The following is a 13722-nucleotide window of genomic DNA, read 5'->3' on the forward strand; positions in this document are numbered from 1 at the left end:
CTAAGATTCCAGGAGCGAAGTCGATAACTGTAACTTTAACTCCAAGACGAGCGTAAAGGTTAGCGAATTCTAATCCGATGTTACCACCACCGATGATTCCTAGAGTTTTAGGAGCTTTTTCTAATTGTTGTAATTCTGTGCTATCGTAAACATTTTTAGATGTTGTTAATCCTGGAATTGGTAACACATTGTTCTTAGCTCCAGTATTGATTACTACGATTTCACCTTCAAGTTGTTTAGTTTCTCCGTTAGCAGAAATTTCTACTACTTTGTTAGAAACGAATTTAGCGTGCGCAGTGTAAACATCAATGTTTGGACTGCTATCTAACATAGCGAAGTTTTTAGCGTTAAGTTTAGATACAACAGCGTCTCTTGTTGCTTTAGCTTCTGCATAGTCTTTTTTGTTGTCAGCAGCTACGATTAAAGTTTTAGTCGGGATACATCCGATATTGATACAAGTACCACCGTACATTGCACTACTTTCTTCAACTACTGCTACTTTTTTTCCTTCTTTAGCGAATGTTGCTGCTAAAGTTTTTCCGGCTTTACCGAATCCTACTACTAATAGATCATATTTAACCATAATTTGATTCCTCTTTTGTTTAAAATTTTTGTTTATATTTTATATTTTAGAATAACCGCAAATAAATATAATGTGATTAACTCTTTAATTCATATTTTACTCCTTCTTTTTTCAAATTTCAAGTACTTTGCCTACAAAAGTAGACGATTTTTTCAAAAAAATTTTTAGGGAAGAGATTTTTTGTTAGAATTATTATTGCATCAAGGTTTTAAAGAGTAAGTTGTTTGATATTATTTTGATATTATATCTCATTATGGTATAATATCCCTTGTACAAATTTGAAATTTTATGGAGGAAAACAATGACATTACCTAATTGTCCAGAATGTAAAAGTGAATATACTTATGAAGATGGAAATATGCTAGTATGCCCTATGTGTGCTCATGAGTGGTCACCAGAAGATGCTAGTGGAGCAGAAGAGGAAAAAGTTTATCGTGATGCTAACGGTAACGTACTTCAAGACGGAGATACAGTTTCTGTAATTAAAGATTTAAAAGTTAAGGGTAGTTCATCTACATTAAAACAAGGAACTCGTGTTAAAAATATTAGATTAGTTGATGGAGATCACAATATCGATTGTAAAATTGATGGTTTTGGTGCTATGAAACTAAAATCTGAATTCGTTAAAAAAATATAATTAAATAAAGAGCTGACTCAATAGTTATGATTTCAATGAAATCATTAAAGAGTACAGCTCTTTTAATTTTTATATAGGGATTTATTTATCCTGTAATACTTAAACATTCGTTCTTTTGATTGTGATGCTAGACGTCTTCAACCAACTTTTCAAAGAAAAGATTGTTTTCCGACTAAAAAGAAAGCTTGTAATCTTTCTTTTTCTCGATAAAATGCAATAGCATTTTATTTTCACCACTATAAAGAACAAATGAAAAAACATATAAATTAGTTAGTTATCCGCTCTGAATTTAGTTATTAATTTATTATAGTATACTAGAAAATTAGACGCAGTTTTAAATATTATAGAAAACTTTTTATTTAGTTTTAGATTCCATTCTCATTTTTCTCCTACTGTTTTAGAGTAGCTGAAGTAAAATACTTTAGTGTTTTACTAGGAAAATTCGAGACTACAAGCTCGAATTTTAACTGGAAAATCCTTTTGTGATAACAAAAGATTTGGAAGTGTCCTAAGCTACCTTAAAAACAGTAGATTAAAATAAACAGTCTGTAAACCATAATGATTTACAGACTTAGTTTTTTATCTTCTAATTAGTTTTAGTACTTTTCTTCTTAATGGTAATCCGTAGTTGTACATTAAATTGAATACATGAGAGATTGCTAAATCGAACTCTCCATAGTATTCTACGATGTTTGGTGCGAATTTAGATTTGAAACCAAGTAGACTATCGTTTAAATCACCTTCAATACCACCCATTGATACCTCGCTAACACCCATTTCTTGAGCTTTTTTCATAGTATCAGAAAAGACTTTATATTGGGCAGGAAGTTTTGCGAAATCGTCATTCATTCCAGCGTAAATAATTTCTGCATGGTTACCATAGGCGATAGTAATAGCAGCGCTTATAACCTGATCCTTACTTTTATCTTTAATCTCCAAACTATCAAATAGAACGATTAACTTGTCAATTCCAGTTACTTGTTCTAGAAGAGTACGCTTTTTCTTCGGTGATTTTTCACCAAGAGCTTCAATCTCATCTTCAAGAGCTTGTTTTCTAGAATGACATTCTTTTACAGCTTTTTCTACATTTATATATGAAATATATAATAAAGCATTATCTCCAAAAGTATCCAATAAGTTTTCGAAATATTCACGTCCACGCAGTGAGATATTTTTTCTTTTCTCTGTACAAGCTAAGGCGAAAAGGAAGTCATCGAGATTTTCTTTACCACAACGCCTAACTTCAACGAATTTCTTCTCAGCATCGCGAATTAAACGACGTGTATCTTTTGGGAAAAGATCAGGAACTTCTTCTTCAAGTTTTGTAACTGTGTTAAAGCGTGGTTGAATAGTATTACTCATGTCAAGGCTAAAACCTTTGTGCTTATAACCATTATCTTTGAATGTTTTAATAAGACTATTGTTTTCTCTATCTACTTCAACATCCTTGAAAATCGCGAGCTTTTCATCTTTTATAGCTGTGGGGATATCTAGTTTAACCATTTTAGCGCCTTTTTCTTTAGCGAATTTTTTAAGGTTAGTTAAAAAGAAATTTAGTAGTTCGGTATTACTGTAATCAAGAATAGGCCCACGCGGAGCATACCATAATCCTTGACGAGTGAGAATTTGCACTGCAGCTATAATATTATTATCTTCATCTTGAACACCTACTCTTACAGCGCCCCAAGTATTTTTTATGTGAGACCACTCGATAGCTTGCATCATATTACCATGCTTGTGATTTTTTATAAATTCAGTATATTTTTCGTCGTTAATATTTGTTAAAAATTTCATTATTCAATAATCCTTTAACTAAAGTACACTTTATCATAACAAATTATAGTAGAAAAATCAATTTTTAGAAGGAGTTAAGAAGAAATAAGTTAATTAAAATATTTACAATCGCATACAAAACTTATATAATGTGTATATAGAATAAAATAAAGGAAGTAATTGCGATGAACATGAATACATTATATATCATGCTAGGATTTATATTTGTCTATGCGATGATTTCTAATGCAAGAGACAAGATAAAAAAACGTGATGAGAAGAGTAAAGAAGCATTTGAAAGACTTCAAACACCAGCTTATAAAAAAGAATTAGAAAAAGTTATAAACTTAAGTCAGAATGATGCATTTAATATTGCCGCATTAAGAAAAGCATACTTTTTAAATGGAAAAGATGCAAAGAAACTAATAGAGATTTTCAAAAAAAATAGATAGGAAAACAAGAAACTCAACGAATCGATTTTTATGAATCGGATTGTTGAGTTTTTTCTATTAATTGATTATTTTTCTTCAATAGTAATCATCCACACTTCACTACGTGCTGAAGTTTTAAAAGGCGGTCCCCAGAAACCGTAACCTGCAGAAGTGAAGAAATGTTTGCCATTAATTTTCGCGTAGCCATGATCTAAAGTATAAACTACATCTGTGATAAAGTTTAACGGCCATAGTTGTCCGCGGTGAGTATGCCCAGAGAGTTGAACATCTATAGGTAAGTTAGCGTGATAATCAATAGCATCAGGTTGATGATCCACAAGAACGATAGTTTTGCTCAAATCAACGCTCTTAAGAAGGTCAGCAGTATCAAGTCTATCGCGACTGACACTCTTATCCTTACGACCTACTAAAGTTATATCATTATTAAGTGTAGTACTTTCATCAGATAGTGGGATTATCCCCGTTTTTTTAACCTCGTTTACTATTTCTAGTGCATCACGGTCGTGATTTCCCATTGTAGTATAAACACCTAGTGGAGCTTTTAGTTTGCTTAGATTTTCTTGCATATTACGCTTTTTGTACATAACCATATCATCATCCATAAGATCTCCTGCGATAACTACAGCATCTGGTTTCTCATTATCAACAATATTGTTCAGTTTTTCAAGTTGAGGATTTGAGAAAAATGTTCCAAGATGAAGATCAGAGACCATAGCAATTTTAATAGGTTTATCAAGATGTTTATCAACCTTGATAGTCTTATTAATCACAGTAGGTGAGTATGCCCAAAATAAACCAAGAGCAGTCATACCTATTAAATAGAGAGAAGTTATGCTTAAACTAATTCCTTGAGTAAGGTTTAATTTAAAGATTTTCAGTAAAAATTTAATGATTAATAAAACTATACCTATGATAGTACCATTTAGGAAGTAGAAGTACCAAATGTTTCCATAATTTATCCATGGTGCACCTAATCTTAGCATATAAGCTACGATAGAAAAGTTAGCAACAATAAATAGCGCGATACCAATAGCTAATTTAACCTTAGTGGGAACAAAAGGTGAAATCATCCATTTTAAGCCTAGCCACAATAGGAATATGAGTATTTCATATATTGCGAATACTCCGATGAAACCAGCGATAAATTTCCAATTATTCAATATCAATTCTCCTTTAATCAATTTAATAACAAATGTAAGAATAAGTTGTATATTCAAACAGAGTGTTTATCATTATACAATATGAAGTTAAAATTGTCATTAAATTAGGTTAATGAAAAGACCAGATAAGAGTTGATTGAGAGAGAAAGATTCAATTAATAAAAAATAAAAAAGCCGTCATGTGACAGCTTTTTATCCATGTAATTATTTACCTAATTTTTCTAAGTGTTTAGCTAGGCGTTCGTTAACGAAATCCCAGTTTACAACACGGAAGAATTCTTTAATGTAGTCTGGACGACGGTTTTGGTAGTTTAGGTAGTATGCGTGCTCCCAAACGTCTAATCCAAGGATTGGAGTAAGACCTGTTAAGTATGGAGAGTCTTGGTTAGCTGTTGAAGTAACAACTAGTTTACCTTCTTTATCTAAAGCAAGCCATGCCCATCCACTACCGAATCTTGTAGCAGCTGCAGATGAGAAGCTCTTAACGAATTCTTCGTATCCACCAAGTTCAGCTTCAACTTTTTCTTTAATTAATCCAGCGAATTCAGAAGAATCTGCTTTAGTCATAGATTTCCAGAATAGGCTGTGATTGTGGTGTCCACCACCGTTATTGATAACAGCTTGACGGATGTCAGCAGGAACGCTATCAATGTTTTTTAATAACCCACAAATGCAGTTAGCTTCGAATTCTGGGTGTTTTTCTAAAGCTGCGTTTAGGTTGTTAACGTAAGCTGCGTGGTGTTTGTCGTGGTGAATTTCCATAGTTTTAGCATCGATAACTGGCTCTAAGAAATCGAATCCATAAGGTAATTCAGGTAATTTAAATGTCATAGTAATAATCCTCCCGGGTTTTTTAAATATATTACCATTATAAGAAAAATATTAAAAATAAACAACAAAAATGCTTACAAAAAAATTTTTTTATTAAAAAGAAACTATTTTTCAGTGTAAAAATGCTAGTAAAATCGAGTTTATATAATCTTAAAATTTCTAAATTCTTATAAAGTGATTATCAGTTTTGATGTTTAGAAAAATTATTAATTAATAGTAAGATTACTTGAAATAGATTATGTATGAATTTTATACAAGGTAAATCATAAGATTTGTAATTTTTAATGGCTATCTATGGACTAATTCGCAAAAATTTTATACAATAGTATTTGCATGAGATGGTTTTAATCATGATAGGAAGTTTATATTTATTAAACTTTAACTTTTAGGAGTTTAATAGTATAATATAGTTGGAAAAATTGTACAGATAAATAAATCGAATTTAATTGAAAGGAATTTGATAATGAAAATAGGAATAGATAAATTTGGCTTTGCAATGCCAAGTTATTATTTAGATATTCGTGATTTAGCAACAGCGCGTGGAATAGAACCTGATAAATTCACTAAAGGTCTATTACAACTTGAAATGAGTATTCCTCCTGTATCTCAAGATATTGTAACTCTTGGAGCGCAGGCAGCTTTTGAAATACTTGATAAAGATGATTTAGAAAAAATTGATATGATTATCGTAGGGACTGAGTCTGGAGTTGACCAAAGTAAGGCTTCTTCAGTATTTATTCATGGGCTTTTGGATATTCAACCATTTGTGCGTGCTATTGAAGTTAAAGAAGCATGCTACGGAGCAACTGCTGCATTAGATTTCGCTAAAAATCATGTTATGAATAATCCAGAGTCAAAAGTACTGGTTATCGCTAGTGACATTGCGAAATACGGTGTTAAATCTTCTGGAGAATCTACACAAGGTGCAGGAAGTTGCGCTATGTTAGTAAGCAGTAATCCAAGAATTTTAGAGTTCAACAATGATAATGTTTGTTTAACTCGTGATGTTATGGATTTTTGGCGTCCGAATTACTCTCAATATGCATTTGTAGAGGGAAGATTTTCTACTGAACAGTATCTTGACTGCTTAACAACTACGTGGGATAGATTTATCGAAAAATCTAAAAATAGTCTTGAGGATTTTTCAGCAGTATGTTTACATCTACCATATCCTAAGTTAGGATTAAAAGGTTTAAATTTGTTGTTAGAACACGCTGAAGAGAATAAGAAAGAAGAACTACTTGCTCGTTTTAATGAATCAATCTTATATAGCCAACGAGTAGGTAATATATATACAGGATCTTTATTCTTGGGGCTATTATCACTTCTTGAAAATAACACTACTCTAGAAGCTGGAGACAAGATTGCTTTATATAGTTACGGTAGTGGAGCAGTTGCTGAAGTATTTAGTTTAACTTTAGTGGATGGTTATAAGGAGCAGTTAAGAGATAATCGCTTTGAGGACTTTGCTAGTAGAACACGTATTTCAATAGAAGAATATGAGGATATGTTCTTTAGAGATACTACTGTTGATGAAGAGGGTAACTTAGATATTTCTGATATTCAAGATGAAAGTAAATTTATTTTAGAAAAAATAGAAAATCATAAGAGAATATATAAAAAACAATTTTAAAAGAGGGAACTATGGAAAAAATTTGGAGTGGATTTTATAAAAAAAATATTAATGAACGTTTAGAGGTTGTTGAGAAAACTGATATTTTAAGTGAAGAGCATTTTCAATTTCTTAAAAATAATGAAGTCCTAGACTTTAGTACGGCTAATAATATGGTAGAAAATGTTATTGGAACTTTTTCTCTACCGTTTAGCGTTGTGCCAAATTTTATTGTTGATGGGAAACAATACGTAGTACCGTTTGTTACAGAAGAACCGTCGGTAGTTGCAGCTTGTAGTAATGCTGGGAAAATAGTAGCGAAATCAGGTGGTTTTAAGACAGAAGTTCTAGACAGAAAAATGATTGGTCATGTAGCATTATATAATATAGCTGATACTGATGCAGCTGTAAGATGTATTTTACAAAGTAAAGAATTACTTTTAAAAACAGCTAATGAAGCATATCCATCTATCGTAGCACGCGGAGGGGGGGCTTATGATATTGAGGTTAAAGTTTTATCGGAAGATGGAACGGATTTTGTAGTTGTCTATCTTGTCGTTGATACTCTGGAAGCGATGGGGGCAAATATATTAAATACTATGCTAGAGGCACTTAAAGTTTCGTTAGAATCATTAACTGAAGGTGTTGCATTGATGGCGATATTATCGAATTACGCGACACGCTCACTAGTTACTGCGAAATGTGCTATTCCATTTGAAAACTTAGGTAAAGATGGAGAGTATCTTGCGAAAAGAATTGAGCTTGCTAGTAAATTCGCAAAAGCTGATGTTTATAGAGCTGCTACTCACAATAAAGGTATTTTCAACGGTATAGATAGTGTTGTTATAGCGAGTGGAAATGACTGGAGAGCTATAGAAGCGGCGTGTCAGAGTTATGCAGCTAAAGATGGTAAGTATCAAGGTCTTTCTAAATGGTACTGTGATAAAAAAAACAGTGTGCTTATTGGAGAGATTACTCTACCGATGCCAGTCGCAAGTGTAGGAGGATCTATTGGGATTAATCCTACAGTAAAAGTCGCAAGAGGATTATTAAACAATCCGGACGCTAAAACTTTGGCGAGTATAATCGTTTCTGTAGGTTTAGCTCAAAATCTAGCGGCCCTAAAAGCGTTAGTAGGAGATGGAATCCAAAAAGGGCATATGAAGTTACATGCAAAATCTTTAGCCATCTTGGCTGGAGCTTCTAATGATAATATAGAGTTAATCGTTGAAGAACTTAGAAATGAAAAACATATGAACCTAGCTAGTGCTAAGAAAATAGTAGAAAAATATAATAACTAGTTATAGAAGGGAGCGACTCAAAAATCGTAATTTCATAGAAATCGATTTTTGAGTCGCTCCTCTTTCAATTTTAGTATAATTCGAATTTTTCAATGTAGTACATTGTTTTATCAATTCCATTCTCATAATTTTTATTGTTTAAACGAAGTGTCATCATCCCTACAGGTTTTCTTGTGGCAATAGTTTCAAAAGGAATTAGAACTTTATCTCCTTGTATTTCCCATTTTTCAACTGGCATAAAGATTGTATCAGTAGGTCCTCCATAACCAACGTCACTTTTAGCTAAGAAGACTTCATCTTTAGCAAAGTATACTACTTTATTTTTATGATTCATTAATTTTTCTAAGTTTTGTTTGCTAAAATCAGTAACCTTATTATTTAATTGAACAAATTCAATTTCTTTATCATTTTGTAATCTTTGTAGTACGTCTTGTTTATGGAATGTTTGTGCATTGTATGTATTTAGTAAATCCAATACTTTAGTCATGTTCATTTGTTTTACTACATTGTTGCTGCCATCGTTACTAGCGATAAATCTCACTACATTGGCAGTACTGCTACCTTGTAAATTTAACATTCCGTATGACATAGGTTGTAAAATTTCTCCAGCTTTAGCTAGGTCATGTTTTCTAGTTTGAGTAGTTTGTTGGATTGTAGTGTTTTTTCTAGTAGGAGTTGTTGGCTGAGGTGTAGGTTTGTTATTAATAATATTTGCATTAACGTTAGTATTTGCTTGTTTAATATGTTCAACTTCTTTTTGTAGGTTAGCTAAAGAAGTTGGTGTTTCTTCGGTAGTCGTTACTTCGCTAGTTGCATTATTATTGTTATTATCAATTTTTTGCGCTACCTTATCTGCACAACCAGTCATAAGCCCTATTCCTAAAATAAATATACCTGTTGTTTTTAGAAGTTTGTTCATATTCTCCACCTTCTTTTTGTATAACTTCTTTATATTTATATTATACATCTTCAGATTACAAAAAACAACCTTTTGTTACAAATATATTACAAATATATTACAAAAACATGAAGTGAATGTTACATTAGTGTGTTTTTTATTCCTTGTCGGTTATATACATTATTTGAACAAGTGCAGTATTTATAGTAAAATATACTAGTAAATCAAATTAGGAGAATTAAAAACATGAACAGAGTAGCAATTGTAAGTGCGAAAAGAACTGCTATAGGGAGTTTTGGTGGAAGTTTAAAAGATGTTTCAGCAGCTAGACTTGGTGGAGATCTTGTAAAGCAGGCATTAGAAAGTATAAATATTGATCCAAATCTTGTTGATGAGATAATATTTGGTAATGTGTTACAAACTGGTTTGGGCCAAAATGTTGCACGACAAATTGCAGTTAATGCAGGTATTTCAAAAGAGAAGAGTGCCTTTGTTGTGAATAAGGTATGTGGTTCTGGTTTGAAAAGTGTAGTATTAGGAGCTCAGTCAATTATGTTGGGAGATAATGATATAGTAATTTGTGGTGGAGTAGAAAATATGAGTGCAGCACCTCATTACACGAAGAATGCACGTTTTGGTCAAAAATTAGGTAGCTTTGAACTAGAAGATACTATCATAAATGATGGGCTAACTGATGCTTTTGAAAATTATCATATGGGTATCACGGCAGAGAACATAGCTCAGCAGTATAATATAACGAGAGAGGAACAAGATGAGTTCGCTCTTAGAAGTCAGAAAAAGGCTGCTTTGGCAATTGAAAATAACTTATTCACAGAAGAAATAGCTCCGATATTTGTTAGAATTAGACGAGAGGAAATTAGTTTTAATACCGACGAATTTGTTCGTGCTAATACTACTTTGGAAAGTTTAGCCCAATTACGTCCGGCTTTTAAGAAAGATGGAACAGTAACGGCAGGGAATGCTTCAGGTATAAATGACGGAGCTGCTTGTGTAATATTAACGAGTGAAAATCGCGCCAAAGAGTTGGGGTTAGACGTTCTAGGTTATATTGAGGGCTATGCATCAGCAGGCTTAGATAATAGGATGATGGGCTTAGGACCTGTTCCAGCAACAAAGAAAGTACTAGAAAAATTAAATTTAAATATAGAAGATATAGACTTATTTGAGATGAATGAAGCTTTTGCTGCACAATCAATTGCTGTAACACGCTTATTAAATCTTGACGAAAGTAAGGTTAATACTCGTGGTGGAGCAATTTCACTAGGACATCCGATAGGAGCTAGTGGCTGTCGTATTTTGGTTACTTTGGTGCATGCGCTAATTAAAGACAACAAGGAAAAAGGAGTATGTTCACTTTGTATAGGTGGAGGGCAAGGGATTGCTATGGTTATTTCTAGAAAATAATTAAAGACTTTATACAAATATATTATTATAAAATCCCTTATATTTTGCTAAAGTAAAAGTTATTTATAAAAATAATTGTTTATTAGACAAGAAAGTGTTAAAATAGATAAGTGATTATTTTTAAGGAGAAATATTTTGTGAATAAATTCATAAGAGAACATGGACAAGTTATTTTGTGGTTTATCTTCTTAGTATTTATGATAATATCGCTTAGTATGGTATTTACTCACGGTATTGGTTATGCTAGTATTGTATTCATATTAAGCTTTGTATTATTGTGCCCGCCTATTGTAAAACTTATTCAACGAAAAACACGTTTGAAAAAAGTAGTTTTAGGAACTGTGAGTGCATTAGTAATGACGTTAACAATGTTAATGACTAATCACTTTAGTGATGCTAAAAAAGAAGAACAAAGAAAAACTTTCCAAGAGAAAAAAGAAGAACGTGATAAAAAAATAGAAGAACAGTCATCAGCAGATAATGACTCTGAAAAGAAAGAGCAACAAGTAGTGCCACCCCCTCCATCTAAAAAAAGAATTGATGAGCAGGATGTGGAAAAAAATGAAACTGTTCAATTAGCTCAAAAGAAAGAGGAACAAACACAATTACAACAACCTAAGAGAGTAATAGTGAGAGCAAGTAAAAAGAATGGATATTATTACACACCGACACATCCTTCTTATAACAATATCGCAGCAAAAAACCTATTAGTCTTCAACTCAGAAGAGGCTGCTCAAAAAGCAGGATATAGAAGAGCTGCATAATTAAAATGGATTGACTCGAAAATCGTGATTTTGTAGAAATAAGATTTTATCGAGTCAATCCTTTTTTTATTACTTTAATGTATAAAAACAAAGAGGCATATAGAGTAGAGCAGAGTATCTTTCAAAAAATAAAAAAAACGTGTTTGGGGAACACGTTTTTTTATGAACTAAATTAAGTTCTAAGCAATTTCTTGCTTATTTATATCTAATCTTATATACAAATAACAGAAGAGTTTTACAACTCTTTAAAAGGGAGAATGGCTTGCCTAGGGAGCGACAAGCCACATTATGAAAAAAATTAAAAAGTTTTATTATCTGTTAATATCATAAAGAATTAACCGAAATATTGGTTTAAACAAAAATAATTTCAAACTTAAAAGGGAGAAACGACAAGTGTCGTTAAGAATGAAATATTATTACTTTTGTTTAGATAACTATTATATACCTCTTACTTAAAATATACTTAAAATTTTCTAAGTTTTTTAAAAAAATGAAATTTGTTTATTGGTTTTCATATTTAATTCAAAATCTATAGTTTTTTTACTACAAGCATCTAAATAATCGTTAATTTGAGAGAAGACCTTACTTCCGAAAAAGCCACGGTATGCGGATAACGGACTTGGATGGGCTGATTCTATAATTTTATGTTTCGAAGAATCTATCAGTTTATTTTTGCTTCTTGCATAGCTTCCCCATAAAACAAAAACTACATTTTCATTTTTTTCAGAGATATTTTCAATTATGTAATCTGTGAAATTTTCCCATCCCATTTTACTGTGGCTTGCGGGTGAATTTTTTTCGACTGTAAGAACAGCATTAAGTAAAAATACACCTTGTTTAAACCAACTTTCAAGGTTTCCCGTTTTTGCTGGTTTAATACCTAAGTCATCGTGTAGTTCTTTATATATATTTATTAAACTTTTAGGTAATGCAACTCCATCATTCACTGAGAAACTTAGTCCACAGGCTTGATCCGGATTATGATAAGGATCTTGTCCTAAAATCACAACTTTAATATCTTCTAATGCTAAATCAAAAACTCTAAAAACTTGTTCTTTAGAAGGGTAAATCGTTGTAGTTAGACGTTTTTTGTTTATTGTTTCTATTAATTTATTTAGTTCATCAATCTTTGGATAATTTTTAAATATTTCTTCCCAACTTTTGTGCATATAGTTCTCCTTTTAACAATAGATTATTATGATTCTTGTTAAAGTATAACATAGTTAAATATATATTAAAATAGTTGTGATAGAAATAACAAGGTTATAACATAAGTGTTAGTAGTGTGGTATAATGATATTAATAAATATTTAGGAGGAATATGTATGAAATTAGGTTTTATCGGTGTTGGGAATATGGGAAAAGCTATTTTGGAAGGATTACTTCGAAGTGGTAAGGTTAGCTGTGCTGATATTTTTGTAAGGAACTCTTCTGATAAAAGTACTAAAAATATTGCAGAAGAAACAGGTGCAGTATTTTGCGGAGATTTAGAAGAGGTAGCGAAAAAAAGTGATATAGTATTTTTAGGAGTAAAACCATATTTAGTGGCGACAGTTCTCGAGAAAGTGGCTGATAATTTAAAAAATAAGATTGTTATTTCGATGGCTGCAGCGGTAGAAATAAAAGATTTAGAAAAGGAACTTCCAGAGACTAAAATAGTTAGAATTATGCCGAATACACCCGTCAAAGTAGGAGATGGTGTAATAGGGGTTACGTTTAATTCGTTAGTAGATGATTCTGAGAAATTATTAGTACTAGATTTGCTAAATAATCTGGGTATTGCCGAGGAAATATTGGAAAAAGATATGGCTGCTTTAACAGCTTTGAGCGGTTCAGGTCCTGCTTATGTGTATTTATTTATAGAGGCTTTAGCTGATGGCGCTGTTCTAAATGGTTTAAAACGTGATGTCGCCTATAGACTTGCTGCGAATACTGTTTTAGGTGCAGCGAATATGATATTAGAGACTAAAGAACATCCAGGTAAGTTAAAAGATGATGTATGTTCACCGAGCGGAAGCACTATTGAAGCTGTAAGAGTTTTAGAAGAAAAGAATTTTCGTAGTGCGGTTATTGAATGTGAAAAGGCTTGTTTTGATAAACTAGATAGAATGAGATAGAATATAAGAGTATGATTAAATGTTGACCCAAAAGTCCTAAAATTTAACAAAGTTTGTATGAGAACTCATAGACGCAGTGGTTTATTGATATCTAAATTCGCTTTATAGAAGCTATTTAGATATCTAATAAACTGTGCGAGGGTGACTCGACAAAATCGATTTCTACGAA

The 13722-nt window shown here is 32.0% G+C and carries 13 protein-coding genes; 7 read left to right on the forward strand and 6 right to left on the reverse strand.

Translation table 11 applies throughout. From position 1 onward, the window contains the following. The coding region (locus tag RWS90_RS06635) for an FAD-dependent oxidoreductase (protein ID WP_314549802.1) at positions 1-583 on the reverse strand (583 nt) is incomplete at its 3' end. Positions 584-884: 301 nt separating this feature from the next. On the opposite strand from RWS90_RS06635, the gene RWS90_RS06640 reads away from it, so the two are divergent. After that, on the forward strand, positions 885-1220 hold the full coding sequence (locus RWS90_RS06640) for a zinc ribbon domain-containing protein YjdM (protein ID WP_304095261.1): 336 nt from the start codon (positions 885-887) through the stop codon (positions 1218-1220). Positions 1221-1799: 579 nt separating this feature from the next. Here RWS90_RS06640 and RWS90_RS06645 read toward each other — a convergent pair. Beyond that, a complete protein-coding gene (locus RWS90_RS06645) occupies positions 1800-3014 on the reverse strand; it encodes a peptidoglycan bridge formation glycyltransferase FemA/FemB family protein (RefSeq protein ID WP_314549804.1) in 1215 nt (404 codons plus the stop codon). Positions 3015-3178: 164 nt separating this feature from the next. Between RWS90_RS06645 and RWS90_RS06650 the strand changes: the two genes are divergently transcribed. Further along, positions 3179-3445 carry a hypothetical protein gene (locus tag RWS90_RS06650; protein WP_314549807.1) on the forward strand — a complete coding sequence of 89 codons (267 nt, stop codon included), beginning with the start codon at positions 3179-3181 and terminating at the stop codon, positions 3443-3445. A gap of 65 nt (positions 3446-3510) precedes the next feature. On the opposite strand, the gene RWS90_RS06655 is transcribed toward RWS90_RS06650, so the two are convergent. Together RWS90_RS06655 and RWS90_RS06660 are read right to left on the reverse strand one after the other, a co-directional pair. Further along, the gene (locus RWS90_RS06655) at positions 3511-4605 is read right to left on the reverse strand and encodes a metallophosphoesterase (protein ID WP_314549809.1); all 1095 of its coding nucleotides are present in this window, start codon (positions 4603-4605) and stop codon (positions 3511-3513) included. A 204-nt stretch (positions 4606-4809) separates the two neighbouring features. Continuing rightward, positions 4810-5436 (reverse strand): superoxide dismutase, encoded by a 627-nt coding sequence (locus tag RWS90_RS06660; protein WP_314549810.1) that lies wholly within the window; start codon positions 5434-5436, stop codon positions 4810-4812. Positions 5437-5899: 463 nt separating this feature from the next. Between RWS90_RS06660 and RWS90_RS06665 the strand changes: the two genes are divergently transcribed. Both RWS90_RS06665 and RWS90_RS06670 read left to right on the forward strand, forming a co-directional pair. Beyond that, the gene (locus RWS90_RS06665) at positions 5900-7069 is read left to right on the forward strand and encodes a hydroxymethylglutaryl-CoA synthase (RefSeq protein ID WP_314549812.1); all 1170 of its coding nucleotides are present in this window, start codon (positions 5900-5902) and stop codon (positions 7067-7069) included. 11 nt (positions 7070-7080) lie between these two features. Continuing rightward, positions 7081-8349: a hydroxymethylglutaryl-CoA reductase, degradative gene (locus RWS90_RS06670; protein ID WP_314549814.1), complete on the forward strand. Its 1269-nt coding sequence runs from the start codon at positions 7081-7083 to the stop codon at positions 8347-8349. Between the two features lie 70 nt (positions 8350-8419). Here RWS90_RS06670 and RWS90_RS06675 read toward each other — a convergent pair whose 3' ends face one another. Further along, entirely contained in the window at positions 8420-9268 is an 849-nt protein-coding gene (locus tag RWS90_RS06675; protein ID WP_314549816.1) for a hypothetical protein, read from the reverse strand. Between the two features lie 225 nt (positions 9269-9493). Between RWS90_RS06675 and RWS90_RS06680 the strand changes: the two genes are divergently transcribed. Then, entirely contained in the window at positions 9494-10672 is a 1179-nt protein-coding gene (locus tag RWS90_RS06680; RefSeq protein WP_314549818.1) for an acetyl-CoA C-acetyltransferase, read from the forward strand. Positions 10673-10809: 137 nt separating this feature from the next. Beyond that, positions 10810-11436 carry an O-antigen ligase family protein gene (locus RWS90_RS06685; protein WP_314549820.1) on the forward strand — a complete coding sequence of 209 codons (627 nt, stop codon included), beginning with the start codon at positions 10810-10812 and terminating at the stop codon, positions 11434-11436. 482 nt (positions 11437-11918) lie between these two features. Here the strand turns inward: RWS90_RS06685 and ung are convergent, their stop codons facing one another. Further along, positions 11919-12605 (reverse strand): uracil-DNA glycosylase, encoded by a 687-nt coding sequence (ung, locus tag RWS90_RS06690; protein ID WP_314549823.1) that lies wholly within the window; start codon positions 12603-12605, stop codon positions 11919-11921. Between the two features lie 156 nt (positions 12606-12761). On the opposite strand from ung, the gene proC reads away from it, so the two are divergent. Then, positions 12762-13553, forward strand: coding sequence for a pyrroline-5-carboxylate reductase (proC, locus tag RWS90_RS06695; RefSeq protein WP_314549825.1), 792 nt, complete (start codon positions 12762-12764; stop codon positions 13551-13553). Positions 13554-13722 lie beyond the last annotated feature (169 nt).

Origin of the sequence: uncultured Gemella sp., from assembly GCF_963529685.1 — a bacterium.
Taxonomy (GTDB): Bacteria; Bacillota; Bacilli; order Staphylococcales; family Gemellaceae; genus Gemella.

Bases quoted from the DNA above. Each gene is read 5' to 3' on its own strand.
- RWS90_RS06665 (WP_314549812.1), top strand. From the start codon at position 5,900: ATGAAAATAGGAATAGATAAATTTGGCTTTGCAATGCCAAGTTATTAT.
- RWS90_RS06640 (WP_304095261.1), top strand. From the start codon at position 885: ATGACATTACCTAATTGTCCAGAATGTAAAAGTGAATATACTTATGAA.
- RWS90_RS06680 (WP_314549818.1), top strand. From the start codon at position 9,494: ATGAACAGAGTAGCAATTGTAAGTGCGAAAAGAACTGCTATAGGGAGT.
- RWS90_RS06650 (WP_314549807.1), top strand. From the start codon at position 3,179: ATGAACATGAATACATTATATATCATGCTAGGATTTATATTTGTCTAT.
- RWS90_RS06675 (WP_314549816.1), bottom strand. From the start codon at position 9,268: ATGAACAAACTTCTAAAAACAACAGGTATATTTATTTTAGGAATAGGG.
- ung (WP_314549823.1), bottom strand. From the start codon at position 12,605: ATGCACAAAAGTTGGGAAGAAATATTTAAAAATTATCCAAAGATTGAT.
- RWS90_RS06645 (WP_314549804.1), bottom strand. From the start codon at position 3,014: ATGAAATTTTTAACAAATATTAACGACGAAAAATATACTGAATTTATA.
- proC (WP_314549825.1), top strand. From the start codon at position 12,762: ATGAAATTAGGTTTTATCGGTGTTGGGAATATGGGAAAAGCTATTTTG.
- RWS90_RS06660 (WP_314549810.1), bottom strand. From the start codon at position 5,436: ATGACATTTAAATTACCTGAATTACCTTATGGATTCGATTTCTTAGAG.
- RWS90_RS06670 (WP_314549814.1), top strand. From the start codon at position 7,081: ATGGAAAAAATTTGGAGTGGATTTTATAAAAAAAATATTAATGAACGT.